Here is a 12,089-nt window from a genome sequence, read left to right as displayed (position 1 = left end):
GTTCGGTCCCTATCCGTCGCGGGCGTAGGAAATTTGAGAGGAGCTGTCCTTAGTACGAGAGGACCGGGATGGACTGACCTATGGTGTACCAGTTGTTTCGCCAGAAGCATAGCTGGGTAGCTAAGTCGGGAAGGGATAAACGCTGAAAGCATCTAAGTGTGAAGCCCACCTCAAGATGAGATTTCCCATAGCATAAGCTAGTAAGACCCCTTGAAGACTACAAGGTTGATAGGTCAGAGGTGTAAGTATGGTAACATATTTAGCTGACTGATACTAATAGGTCGAGGGCTTGACCAATATAGTCAAGTTGTAATATACATTTAAATTATATGCAATTTTGAAAGAACAAGATTTCTTTCAAAAGAAAAAATCTCGTAATGATGGCATAGAGGTAACACTCCTTCCCATTCCGAACAGGAAAGTTAAGGTCTATTACGCTGATGGTACTGCATGGGAGACTATGTGGGAGAGTAGGAAGTTGCGAGGTAAGATGGCTCGATAGCTCAGTCGGTAGAGCAGAGGACTGAAAATCCTCGTGTCACTGGTTCGATTCCAGTTCGAGCCACCATAATGGCGCTATAGCCAAGTGGTAAGGCAGAGGTCTGCAAAACCTTTATTCCCCAGTTCAAATCTGGGTGGCGCCTCCAAATTATTTAAGATAGCCTATACATTAACTATTAAGTTGATGTATAGGCTATTTTTTGTAGATATATAATAAACTTGGGTAAGAAATAATATACTTATATATTTAGTAAGTTATTCTGATAATAACTATGTTGTTATAATTGAGTGATTTTAATGACTTGGTTTATTATAATTCCAGTATTGTAATACATATTTTAAATAAATTTTTAAATTACTTTTGAAAATACTTTTTAAAGTTTATTGAAAAAGGTTACAAAGAATGATATACTAGTTTTAAGGAAAATAAATATTGGTACCTATTTTTCCTAAATTTAATAGACATGCATGCATTATTAGAATGTTAATAAAAGATATATTTATCTATGTGCTAATTATGAATAAAATCTAGCACACTATTATAGAAGGAATATAAGAGTAAATTAACTCATTTAATATGATCAATTATTTTTACTTAAATTTCATGTAAAGCTTATGCAATATGTTGGGGAATTAATGTATCTTTTGTAAACGATAAGAATAGTCTTCCGAACGAAGAAATTTTAGGAATATTATAAACGCACTAGGAATATACGAATTTAAATCAAATGAAATAAAAAATGGGAGATGATTTTAATGAAAATAAAAATTAGTAACTCTGTAATATATGTTTTCGCTGCACTTAGTGGGCTTTTGTTTGGTTATGATACTGGAGTTATTTCAGGAGCTATTTTATTTATTCAGGAACAAATGCACCTTGATTCATGGCAACAAGGATGGGTTGTCAGTTCTGTATTATTAGGGGCTATTCTTGGAGCTGCAATTATTGGTCCTATGTCTGATAAATATGGTCGTATAAAGTTGATTCTCACATCAGCTGTTATTTTCTTTGTTGGTGCACTTGGTTCAGCATTTGCTCCGGAAATTTGGTCATTGATTATATTTAGAATTATCCTTGGAATCGCTGTCGGTGCATCTTCAGCTTTAATTCCAACTTATTTAGCTGAATTATCACCATCTGAAAAACGTGGAACGATATCAAGTTTGTTTCAGCTAATGGTAATGAGTGGAATTTTATTAGCCTATATCACGAATTATGCATTCTCGGATCTGTATACTGGTTGGCGATTGATGTTAGGATTCGCAGCTATCCCTGCCGCAGTTCTTTTACTAGGAGCACTTGTGTTACCAGAAAGTCCTCGATTTTTAGTAAAAGATGGACGAGTAGAAGAAGCAAGAGATATACTAGAACATATGAATAAACATGATAAAAGTGCTGTGAATTATGAATTAGCTCAAATTAAGAAACAAGCTGAGATTAAAAGTGGTGGAGTTAAGGAGTTATTTAGTGAATTTGTGCATCCAGCATTAATCATAGGTTTCGGTTTGGCTGTTTTTCAGCAAATTATGGGTTGTAATACAGTTCTTTACTATGCGCCAACTATATTTACTGATGTTGGATTTGGGGTGAAAGCAGCTTTACTAGCTCATATTGGAATTGGAGTTTTTAATATAATAATTACTGCTATAGCTGTAGCTATTATGGATAAAATTGATCGTAAAAAGATGCTTATTTATGGTGCCATTGGAATGGGAGTTTCGCTCTTGATTATGAGTATTTCAATGAAATTTTCTAATGGATCTTTCGTTGCCTCAATTATATGTGTCATTGCATTAACTATTTACATTGCTTTCTTTTCAGCTACTTGGGGGCCTGTAATGTGGGTCATGGTAGGGGAAGTATTCCCATTAAATATTCGTGGTTTAGGTAATTCATTCAGTAGTGTAATTAATTGGAGTGCTAATATGATGGTATCATTGACATTTCCGGTATTATTGAATTACTTTGGTACAGGTAGTCTGTTTATAGGTTATGGTTTAATATGTTTTGCAGCGATTTGGTTCGTTCAGTCTAAAGTATTTGAAACACGTAACCGTTCACTTGAAGATATAGAAGCGACACTGAGATCATATAAAGGAGGAGAAAGGCTCAAAGAAGATATCCGAGCACAAGATGTTATAACTAAGGCATAAAGGACCGTTGTGATCATAAAAGGTTATATAAAAAAGATATGTTAATTAAACATATCTTTTTTATATAATATAAAGGCAACGAGTCCACAAATCCCAACAGTTAAGCCCATAACTATAGAGAATGCATGTGGGTTATCTGGGGATAATGGTAATATTATATTCATACCAAATACTCCACCAATTATAGTGGGAATTGCCATGAGAATTGTGACTGATGCAAGCACTTTCATAACAATATTTAAGTTATTTGATATTACAGAAGCAAAAAAATCCATTGTACTTGCTAAGATGTTACTGTAGATTTCAGTCATTTCTATAGCTTGTTTGTTTTCTATAATCACATCTTCTAAAACGTCTTTATCTTCTTCATATTTTTGCATAAGCTCTAATTTTAACATTTTTTCTAAGGTAATTTCATTAGCTTTTAATGATGTTGAAAAATAAACAAGAGATTTTTCTAAAGAATGTAATTGTATAAGTTCTCTATTTTTCATGGATTTATGAAGTCTTTTTTCAATCATTAAACTTTTTTTATCAATTTGACGTAAGTAAAGTAAATAGTATGTTGATATTCTATTTAATATCTGCAATGTAAATCTTGATTTCTTAAATGTATAAAATGATTTGATTTTATTATTAGCAAAATCAGTTAGTATTTTACTATTTTTTAAACAGACAGTTATCAATTGTTTATTAGTATGTATTATTGATAATGGATAGGTATCGTAAGTAAGCGAGTTATCTTCCATTTCGGTAAACGGTATATCCACTATTATTAATAATGAATCATCTTCAATATCAATACGTGAAGTTTCCTCATCATCTAAAGCTGCTTTTAAGAATTCTAGGGGTACACCTGTTTTCTTTGATATTAATATTAGCTCTTCAGCTGATGGAGCAATAAGATTTATCCAAGCACCATTTTCTATCGTATCTATTGATTTTAGGGAAGGATCAAATTCACTTTCGCTTTTGTAGATTTGAATCAATTTATAACACCTCCTAAGCAATTCAACTAATATTATACTATTATAAGATAGTTTGTAAACATAAAGTGTTTGTTGGAGCATTATGGGATCTTATCACTCTGAAAACCAATGTGAAGTATATCAAAGGATTTTATATTTGAGCTTTTATAGTTTTAGAATCTATATAATAAAGTATGGTACCCTAAAATATAAATTTGTATAACAGATGGTATTTATGATTATTAATCAAAAGCCTATATTATACTATTTTAAGGTACCATACTTTATAATTTTTTTGATTAGCAGTTTCTATTGTTAAAGAATTCAGACTTAACTTCAGAAAGTAGAGTTTCGTTTTGTATTAAGTCAACAGCAGTTAGTGCAAGAGCTGTTGCGGCTATATTGCATTGCCTTAAAGCAAATTCAGATATAGTTGCCTTTGCAAAATCCAAACTTCCATATTTAATATTAGCATCATCTAGTATAGATATATATGGATGTATGCAAGGAACTTTATGACTTACATCTCCAATGCTTAATCCCGCATATATATCTTTAGGTGGATTAATACTTATTATTCCATTTTCCTTTAGATTATGACTAAATAACCTATTTAGAGTTCTATTTGTTATTAGCTCTTTATTAGGAGATTCATACAAGAAAAATTTATTAGGAATATCTATTAAGTCTGTTACATTATTTGCAATTTTTCTTATTTTATCATAAGCTTCATTAGCCGTTTTTGTATTAGATGCACGGATACAAAATTTAATTTCGGAATCTGCTGGTAATAGCAAGGTTGTATAGCCACCATTAGATATAACCGAATTTATTTCTAAGTTATCTGGGAATCCTTTTTTTATAGAGTTTAAAATATTAAGAGTTAACAAAACCGCATCTAAGGATGTATAAGAATTCTGGTTTAAAAAGCTTAGTTTACTTTCACTTTCAAACTTAAGTCCTAATGGAATAATGGCTGATGATGAACCACTTTCGCATGTACACGTATCAGGATGCGCTACCATTACAACATCTACATCATCAAATAGTCCTTGTTTAACCATAGTCCCTTTAGTTCCTCCAAAGTATTCTCCAGGACAACCTATCAATATTACAGAACCTCCAATATCATCTATAACACTTCCCAGAGCTAGCGTTGCAGATACTGACATTGCAGTAACCATATTATGCCCGGTAATATGACCTTCGCCTTCAATAGCATCATATTCGCATAGATAGCATATTTTCGGATGACCTTGGCCCTTCCTTGCAATAAAAGAATTATTAATGTTTAGAAAATTTTTATCAACCTTAAATTTGTATTTATTTAATAAATCGCATATATATTTAGATGCGTTAACTTCGTTATAACTTTTTTCGGGATTTTCATATAAATAAGTACAGAGATTTTTGACATCATCAGCACAAGTAGATAAAAATGAAATAATTTTGTTTTTCATAAGCTCAATTTCTCACTTAAAACTTGCAAAATAAATTACTAGATTTTGTATATAGTACAGGTTTTGCTTTGTTTTACAGTAAGTTCTCCTTTCATATTAATGTTTTTATTGTTAACATGATAATAGCTGTATTAAATATAAGTCTAATATAGCTACTTATTTTAAATACTATGAGCAAGTTATTATTTGAAAGTCTAATCATATAAGCTATTGTTACAAATTGCATTTATACTATTAATTTGTATTAAATTTAATAGTAACTATATAAATATACATTGCTCTTTATTAGTATTACCAGAAATTTAAAATCTATCCATATAGGAGTTATTGATATGTAGAGTTTGTATAAAGTCTATTTAACTTGGTAATAATCCTATAAGAATAATAAAATTAAGGGGGAATTACTAATGGAGAATCCAAATAAATCATGTTTTGTATGCGGAGCAAGTGATTGTGATGGTATAATATTAAATGGAGAAAAGATTTGTAAAGCATGTGAAGAAAGAATTGTTAATACAAGTGTGGAAGATCCAAGTTATGAGTATTATAAGGATAATGTTAGAGTAATCTTATTTAATGAACATGCTTAGAAATTGAATTCTTACATTAAACATTAATAATAGTGAGGTACTTTACGATGAAAAAAGGTTTATTTATTGTTTTTGAAGGTGGAGAAGGAACTGGAAAAACAACAGCGATTGATGCAATATATGATTGGATTATAGAGAATAATTTTGAATGTATAAAGACGAGAGAACCGGGCGGAATTAAAATATCAGAGCAAATAAGACAAGTCATTTTAAGTAAGGATAATAAAGAAATGGATTCCAAAACAGAAGCGTTATTATATGCAGCTGCAAGAAGACAGCATCTTGTAGAAAAGGTGATACCAGCATTGGATAAAGGAATAATAGTTCTTTGTGATAGGTTTATAGATTCTTCTTTAGCGTATCAAGGTTATGCGAGAAATTTAGGGATAGAAGAAGTTTTAAGTATAAATAAATTTGCCATTGGCGAATATATGCCAGATATATCAATATTATTTGATCTTGATCCTAAAATAGGATTAGGTAGAATTGCTAAGAATAATTGCAGAGAAGTAAACAGATTAGATATAGAAAAATTAGATTTTCATGAAAGAGTTAGGGAAGGATATGATATTATTTATAAAAATAATAATCATAGAATTGTGAAGATAGATGCAAATAATGCAAAGGAAAATGTAGTTAATCAAATAAAACGTATACTAATGCCTAAAATATGGACAAATATAAACTAAGTAATAAAAAATCACCTATTTGTGGTAAAATAATATAGTAAATTATTATTAGTTTAAGGGTGGGAATTAAAATGAAATTGATAATTGCAATTGTTCAAGATGAAGATTCGGCAGATGTCATAGAAGTTTTAACAGAAGAAAATTATAGAGTTACAAAATTAGCGACTACAGGTGGCTTTCTTAAATCTGGCAATACTACATTATTGGTGGGAATTGAAGAGGAAAAAGTTGAACTTGTCATTGATGTTATTAAGAATGTATGTAGAAAGCGAAAAGAGACAGTAGTTACACCAGCTACTATTGGGGGAAGTGAAAGTGGATATATGCAACAGTACCCTGTGCAAATTAGTGTGGGAGGTGCTACTATATTTGTAATTGATGTAGATAAGTTTGTGAAAATATGATATCAAGGAGTGATAAGCATTGAGAAAGATAATCGGACATAAAAATATTATTGATAATATAAACAATAGAAGACTAAATAGTTCATTTTCTCATGCGAATCTAATAATTGGTAGTGATGGGATAGGAAAAAGCATAGTAGCTAAGTACCTTTCAAATCAAATTATTAAAGAGAGAAATAATGTAGAGAGTGTGGATATTGTAAAGTATTCTCCTAGTTCTAATTCATTTGGTGTTGATGATGTGCGAAGCATCATAAATGAAGTCAATAAAAAGCCTTATGAAGGTGATAAAAAAGTACTAATCTTATACAAATGTGACAAGTTAACAGTTCAAGCTCAAAATGCATTATTAAAAACTATTGAAGAACCGCCAAGAGGAGTACATTTAATATTACTAAGTGATTCTTTAGAAGTAATATTAGATACAATAAAATCACGTTGTCAAATATATAGGTTAACACCATTAAATAAAGAAGATATTTTGAGTTATCTTGAAGAAAAGTATAGTAACTTAAATGAAGATGATAAGAAAGCTGCATTAGCTTATAGTGCAGGAATACCTGGAAATATAGATAGATTTTTTAGTGATAATAAGTTAAGGAATTTGAGAGATATATGTATAGAATTATTTGAGGATATCGTAAGTAGACAAAAAGGCATTATATTAAAGTATGAAGAGTTATTAAAAAGTGCAAAAGAAGATAAATTAGAGTTATTAAATATACTTTTGTCATATATAAGAGATATAGTACTTCTTAAAGAACTTAATGATAGTGAACTCGTTGTCAATTTTGATAAAGTATATAAAATAAAGAATATATCAAGAGGAATATCTTATAAGAAATTAAATAGTATGTTAGAATACATAACAGAGGCTAGAACAAATTTTAATAGTAATACGAACTATTCAATGGTCATAAGTGTATTACTTATGGGCTTTGCGGAGGTATAATTAATGATAAAAGTTATAGGTGTAAGATTCAAGAAGGCAGGAAAGATTTATTACTTTAGTCCATTGGAATTGGATATAAAAAAGGGAGACTATGTAATAGTAGAGACAGCTAGAGGTATAGAATTTGGCGAATGTGTCATAGGAATTAAAGAAATAAAAGAGGAAGATATAGTATCACCTTTAAAGAATGTTATTAGAATTGCTGATGAAGATGATATTAGAAAACATAAAGAAAATAAAGATAAAGAAAAAGAAGCGTTAGATATATGCTTGGCAAAAATCCAGGAGCATAAATTAGATATGAAATTAATAGATGTAGAATATACATTTGATAACCATAAGGTTATATTCTACTTCACAGCAGATGGTAGAGTAGACTTTAGAGAATTAGTTAAGGATTTAGCTACTATATTTAAGACTAGAATAGAATTAAGACAAATAGGTGTAAGAGATGAAGCTAAAATGGTTGGGGGCCTTGGCCCATGTGGCAGATCTATGTGCTGTTCTACATTTTTAGGAGACTTTGCATCTGTATCAATAAAAATGGCAAAGGAACAGAATCTTTCTTTGAATCCAACTAAAATATCTGGAATATGTGGAAGATTAATGTGCTGTTTAAATTATGAACAAACTACATATGAAGGCATAAGGAAAAGATTGCCTAAAGTTGGTTCTGTTGTTAATACAGAGGCCGGAAATGGAGAAGTTGTTGGTAATTCAATAGTTAAAGAGATGGTCAAGGTTAAAGTCAAAAGAGGCGATGAAGAAGTTGTTGAGGAATTCAAAATAACTGATGTAGAACTTGTTTCAGGAAAATATGAAGATACAATTGATGAAAATAACATAAAATTGATTGTTGAGTCAGAAGAAGATAAAAAATTGATAAAAAATCTTATTAATGAAAAATAGGAGGAATTTCTATGAAATCTGTTATTAAGATTTGTAATATGGAGTCTAATCAAGATGCTAAAATAATTCAAGATACAGTTGTTAAGAATTCTGGAGTAATAGCTACTGAAATATCTCTTACAAAAAAAGAGATAACAGTAATATATAATGAGATCTTTTTAAAACTTGAAAGAATTATAAATTCCATAGAAGATTTAGGATATATTGTTATATAAGTTTAAGGCATATAATATTAAAAAATAACAAGTCTGGATTACAAAACACTTTAAAAACATACGAATACGTGTTAAAATGTAAGAGGTTAATTACCACAATTTATTAGGAGGTGTTCTAGATGGCATTTGTTATTAATGATTCATGTGTTAGCTGTGGAGCATGCGCTGGAGAATGTCCAGTTAGTGCTATAACTCAAGGAGATACTCAATTCGTTATCGATGCAGATACTTGCATTGATTGTGGAAACTGTGCTAATGTTTGCCCAGTGGGAGCTCCAAACCAAGAGTAATAAAAGAGAGATCGTCTTTAGACGGTCTTTTTTTTATTTAAATATAGTTAATTAAGATGTTTCTTTTGACTAGTTGTAGGGAGGAGTTAGTAATATACATTCAGATTTTAAATTAGATTTTATATTTAAGCTGGATGTATCTAATATGTTAGAATTAATCTTTTTAACATTCTTCGTAGATATTATAAAATTCTTGGGATCGTCTAAATATAGAGACGTTTTATTAGTTTTATAATGCATAGGAACTATGTACTTTGGTGAAATCAAGGTACATAGTTTTGAAGATTCAAAACCGTCTAGAGTGAAATGCCCACCAATCGGAATAAGTAAAATATCAATATTTTTAAGCTTTTCTAAGATCAATGAGCAAGGTATGTGCCCTAAATGACCCAAATGGCATATAGAAATGTTATCATCCTTAAATACAAAGATAATATTTGATCCCCTTTTTAAGCCATTACATTTATCGTGAAATGAGTTAAATCCCTCTATATTAAGAAAGCTTAGATGAAAGCTTCCGCTTTCATTAATAATCCTGGTTGTATTGTTTATATCATTGATATATGAATTATCAAAATGACTATGACTTATGGTTATTAAATCGGACTTAGGAAAATTATTTTCATAACCTAAATTGTTGCCAAATGGATCAATTAGAATTCTTTTGCCGAGAGATGTTTTTATAAGGAAACAAGAATGTCCATACCAAATAATTTGCATATAAACCTCCATAAATTAAAGTATATTGATATTATTAACAAACGAGATTATAAATAATCATAAATTTATATTGATACTTCAAAAAATAAAAGAAGTATAGTATAATATTATAAAGTCAAAGTAAGTCAAGAACAAAGAATTAAATAAAGGTTTAAGCAGGTGATGTTATGGCAAGACTTTCAGATATAATAGAAGAGTTTATAAAGCAAATGTTTAATGAGAATAGAGATAATGTAATTTTTATACAAAGAAATGAGTTGGCAGATCAATTTAGGTGTGCGCCATCCCAAATAAACTATGTGTTAACAACTAGATTTACCTATGAAAGAGGATATTTAATTGAAAGCAAGAGAGGCGGCGGAGGTCACATAGCTATCAAGCAGCTGGATTATGATAACTCCAATAGAAGAGATGAATTAATTAACCAAAGTATAGGAGAAACAATAACATATCATAATGCAAACTCATTGCTTAATCACTTATTGGAATCTGGAATTATTGAAGAAAGAGAATCTGAGATAATGAAGATAGCAATAAATGATAGAAGCCTAACTTCAGCGGATAATAAAAATAAAATAAGGGCTGATATTTTAAAAGCGATGATTATGATAATTTTATCTTAAAGGTGGGGATATATATGTTATGTGAAAAATGTAAAAAAAACGAAGCAAAGATAAATTTAATTACAGTAATGAATGGTCAAAAACAAGAAATCTGGTTGTGTGAGAATTGTGCAAAGGATATAGCTAATATTCCATTCGTTAGTCCGATAATTCAAAGTATAAATGTTCCATTTCAGGGTATACTTACAGAGATATTATCTAATGTAGACAATAGTAAGTCAAATATAGATAACAATAAAGTAAAAGAAATTGTTTGTCCAAATTGTGGATTAACTTATCAAGAATTTAAAAAATCAGGAAGATTAGGATGTACTGATTGCTATAAGGAGTTCAATGTTGTACTTGAACCAAGGATAAAGAGTTTGCAAGTTGGAGTTAAGCATATTGGTAAAATTCCTAAAATAAAGGGAAGAGAATTGGTTCAAAGAAGAAATCTTAAAGATTTAAAGGAAGAGATGCAAAAATTAATAGTAGCTGAGGAATATGAGAGAGCAGCAATAGTGAGAGATGAAATTAAGAAAATAGAGTTATATATATTAGAAAGTAACACTAAGGAAATTACAAATAAAAGGGAGGGAAATTATGATGAATAGCTGGGAACATGACGAAGAAAGACTTGGAATGGTATTAAGCAGCAAAGTGTTGTTAGCTAGAAATTTTAGTAATTTACCTTTTCCTAATAAATTAAATTATATTAAGGGTAGAGAAAATGGTAAAGACGTATATAATGTTCTTAAAAATGAGCTAGATGAAGAAATTACGTTGCATGAGATTTGGAATACAAAAGAGGAATTTAGTAAACAATATTTAGAAAGGGATTTGATTAGTAAAGAACTTTTGAAAAACTCTGACAAAGGTTCATTTATATTAAATAAAGAAGAGAATATTAGTATTATGATAAATGAAAAAGATCATATAAATCTTCAATGTATAAGTGATGGCCTAAAATTAGAAGAAATTTTTGAAAGAGCAACATCTATTGACGATAAAATAGAAAAAAATTTTGACTATGCATTTGATGAAACATGGGGTTATTTAACATCATCACCAGAGAATATTGGAACAGGAATGAAGGCATCAGTAGTAATACATTTACCAGCTCTTAGCATGAGTGAAGAAATTAATAATATGTCCAAAAAGCTGGGTAAAATAGGAATTGCTATAAGGGGAATTCATCTAGATGGTACAAAAGTTTTTGGAAGTTTATACAGAATATACAATAAGGTGTCATTAGGTTTAACAGAGGAGAATATTATAAATAAATTGAAAGAAGCAGTTTGGAGCATAATAATAGAGGAAAATAAATTCCGAGAAATATTACTTAACAAATGTAGATACGAATTAGAGGATAAGATATATAGAGCATATGGGATATTGAAATATGCAATGATTTTAGACTTTAAAGAATCTATCGAACTATTATCAAATGTTAGATTAGGAGCGGAATTATCAATTATAAATATTGATAAGGGTAAGTTAGATAAATTATTTATTTTAATTACTAATTCATCGCTTCAAAATTATTTAGGAAAATCATTAGATGATAAAGAAAGTAAGTATGAAAGAGCAAAATTAGTGAAAGAAATATTGACCTAAGGAGAAGATAGGAGGTTT

The 12,089-nt window shown here is 29.7% G+C and carries 14 protein-coding genes, 2 tRNA genes and 2 rRNA genes; 15 read left to right on the top strand and 3 right to left on the bottom strand.

What is annotated here, in order from left to right; all coding sequences use genetic code 11:
- From T483_RS0117700 to T483_RS0117680, 5 genes are all read left to right on the top strand, one after another.
- Window positions 1-297: ribosomal RNA gene (locus T483_RS0117700) — 23S ribosomal RNA — on the top strand; the annotation flags it as partial.
- Window positions 298-370: 73 nt separating this feature from the next.
- Window positions 371-487: ribosomal RNA gene (gene rrf / locus T483_RS0117695) — 5S ribosomal RNA — on the top strand.
- Window positions 488-492: 5 nt separating this feature from the next.
- A tRNA-Phe gene (locus T483_RS0117690) sits at window positions 493-568 on the top strand.
- A gap of 4 nt (window positions 569-572) precedes the next feature.
- Window positions 573-647, top strand: a tRNA-Cys gene (locus T483_RS0117685).
- Between the two features lie 601 nt (window positions 648-1,248).
- Window positions 1,249-2,655: a sugar porter family MFS transporter gene (locus T483_RS0117680; protein WP_347460308.1), complete on the top strand. Its 1,407-nt coding sequence runs from the start codon at window positions 1,249-1,251 to the stop codon at window positions 2,653-2,655.
- A gap of 41 nt (window positions 2,656-2,696) precedes the next feature.
- On the opposite strand, the gene T483_RS0117675 is transcribed toward T483_RS0117680, so the two are convergent.
- Window positions 2,697-3,644, bottom strand: coding sequence for a magnesium transporter CorA family protein (locus T483_RS0117675; RefSeq protein ID WP_026888037.1), 948 nt, complete (start codon window positions 3,642-3,644; stop codon window positions 2,697-2,699).
- A 278-nt stretch (window positions 3,645-3,922) separates the two neighbouring features.
- A complete protein-coding gene (locus T483_RS0117670; protein WP_026888036.1) occupies window positions 3,923-5,083 on the bottom strand; it encodes an amidohydrolase in 1,161 nt (386 codons plus the stop codon).
- Between the two features lie 407 nt (window positions 5,084-5,490).
- Here T483_RS0117670 and T483_RS0117665 point away from each other — a divergent pair, with 407 nt between their 5' ends.
- From T483_RS0117665 to T483_RS0117635, 7 genes are all read left to right on the top strand, one after another.
- Window positions 5,491-5,673, top strand: coding sequence for a sigma factor G inhibitor Gin (locus tag T483_RS0117665; RefSeq protein WP_026888035.1), 183 nt, complete (start codon window positions 5,491-5,493; stop codon window positions 5,671-5,673).
- A gap of 47 nt (window positions 5,674-5,720) precedes the next feature.
- A complete protein-coding gene (tmk, locus tag T483_RS0117660; RefSeq protein WP_026888034.1) occupies window positions 5,721-6,362 on the top strand; it encodes a dTMP kinase in 642 nt (213 codons plus the stop codon).
- A gap of 71 nt (window positions 6,363-6,433) precedes the next feature.
- Entirely contained in the window at window positions 6,434-6,766 is a 333-nt protein-coding gene (locus tag T483_RS0117655; RefSeq protein ID WP_026888033.1) for a cyclic-di-AMP receptor, read from the top strand.
- A 19-nt stretch (window positions 6,767-6,785) separates the two neighbouring features.
- Window positions 6,786-7,718 carry a DNA polymerase III subunit delta' gene (locus T483_RS0117650; RefSeq protein WP_026888032.1) on the top strand — a complete coding sequence of 311 codons (933 nt, stop codon included), beginning with the start codon at window positions 6,786-6,788 and terminating at the stop codon, window positions 7,716-7,718.
- Between the two features lie 3 nt (window positions 7,719-7,721).
- Window positions 7,722-8,627: a PSP1 domain-containing protein gene (locus T483_RS0117645; protein ID WP_026888031.1), complete on the top strand. Its 906-nt coding sequence runs from the start codon at window positions 7,722-7,724 to the stop codon at window positions 8,625-8,627.
- An 11-nt stretch (window positions 8,628-8,638) separates the two neighbouring features.
- Window positions 8,639-8,842, top strand: a complete 204-nt coding sequence (locus tag T483_RS0117640) for a heavy-metal-associated domain-containing protein (protein ID WP_026888030.1) — start codon at window positions 8,639-8,641, stop codon at window positions 8,840-8,842.
- A 119-nt stretch (window positions 8,843-8,961) separates the two neighbouring features.
- Entirely contained in the window at window positions 8,962-9,132 is a 171-nt protein-coding gene (locus tag T483_RS0117635) for a DUF362 domain-containing protein (protein ID WP_008426524.1), read from the top strand.
- Between the two features lie 69 nt (window positions 9,133-9,201).
- Here T483_RS0117635 and T483_RS0117630 read toward each other — a convergent pair whose 3' ends face one another.
- Window positions 9,202-9,852, bottom strand: coding sequence for an MBL fold metallo-hydrolase (locus T483_RS0117630; protein WP_026888029.1), 651 nt, complete (start codon window positions 9,850-9,852; stop codon window positions 9,202-9,204).
- 167 nt (window positions 9,853-10,019) lie between these two features.
- On the opposite strand from T483_RS0117630, the gene T483_RS0117625 reads away from it, so the two are divergent.
- Genes T483_RS0117625 through T483_RS0117615 form a run of 3 tightly spaced genes read left to right on the top strand, consistent with a single transcriptional unit; the run spans window position 10,020 to window position 12,071 of the window.
- Window positions 10,020-10,475 (top strand): CtsR family transcriptional regulator, encoded by a 456-nt coding sequence (locus tag T483_RS0117625; RefSeq protein ID WP_026888028.1) that lies wholly within the window; start codon window positions 10,020-10,022, stop codon window positions 10,473-10,475.
- Window positions 10,476-10,489: 14 nt separating this feature from the next.
- On the top strand, window positions 10,490-11,068 hold the full coding sequence (locus T483_RS0117620; protein WP_026888027.1) for a UvrB/UvrC motif-containing protein: 579 nt from the start codon (window positions 10,490-10,492) through the stop codon (window positions 11,066-11,068).
- Window positions 11,061-12,071, top strand: a complete 1,011-nt coding sequence (locus T483_RS0117615) for a protein arginine kinase (RefSeq protein WP_026888026.1) — start codon at window positions 11,061-11,063, stop codon at window positions 12,069-12,071. The genes T483_RS0117620 and T483_RS0117615 overlap by 8 nt, the downstream gene beginning before the upstream one ends.
- Window positions 12,072-12,089: the final 18 nt, after the last annotated feature.

The sequence above is a fragment of the Clostridium beijerinckii HUN142 genome, from assembly GCF_000621745.1.
GTDB lineage: Bacteria > Bacillota > Clostridia > Clostridiales > Clostridiaceae > Clostridium > Clostridium beijerinckii_A.
The sequence above is the reverse complement of the archived record's forward strand: the minus strand, read 5'-3'. Positions and strand labels throughout refer to the sequence as shown.

Coding starts and splice junctions, on each gene's coding strand:
- T483_RS0117680 (WP_347460308.1), top strand. CDS start 1,249: ATGATTTTAATGAAAATAAAAATTAGTAACTCTGTAATATATGTTTTC.
- T483_RS0117670 (WP_026888036.1), bottom strand. CDS start 5,083: ATGAAAAACAAAATTATTTCATTTTTATCTACTTGTGCTGATGATGTC.
- T483_RS0117665 (WP_026888035.1), top strand. CDS start 5,491: ATGGAGAATCCAAATAAATCATGTTTTGTATGCGGAGCAAGTGATTGT.
- tmk (WP_026888034.1), top strand. CDS start 5,721: ATGAAAAAAGGTTTATTTATTGTTTTTGAAGGTGGAGAAGGAACTGGA.
- T483_RS0117655 (WP_026888033.1), top strand. CDS start 6,434: ATGAAATTGATAATTGCAATTGTTCAAGATGAAGATTCGGCAGATGTC.
- T483_RS0117645 (WP_026888031.1), top strand. CDS start 7,722: ATGATAAAAGTTATAGGTGTAAGATTCAAGAAGGCAGGAAAGATTTAT.
- T483_RS0117640 (WP_026888030.1), top strand. CDS start 8,639: ATGAAATCTGTTATTAAGATTTGTAATATGGAGTCTAATCAAGATGCT.
- T483_RS0117635 (WP_008426524.1), top strand. CDS start 8,962: ATGGCATTTGTTATTAATGATTCATGTGTTAGCTGTGGAGCATGCGCT.
- T483_RS0117630 (WP_026888029.1), bottom strand. CDS start 9,852: ATGCAAATTATTTGGTATGGACATTCTTGTTTCCTTATAAAAACATCT.
- T483_RS0117625 (WP_026888028.1), top strand. CDS start 10,020: ATGGCAAGACTTTCAGATATAATAGAAGAGTTTATAAAGCAAATGTTT.
- T483_RS0117620 (WP_026888027.1), top strand. CDS start 10,490: ATGTTATGTGAAAAATGTAAAAAAAACGAAGCAAAGATAAATTTAATT.
- T483_RS0117615 (WP_026888026.1), top strand. CDS start 11,061: ATGAATAGCTGGGAACATGACGAAGAAAGACTTGGAATGGTATTAAGC.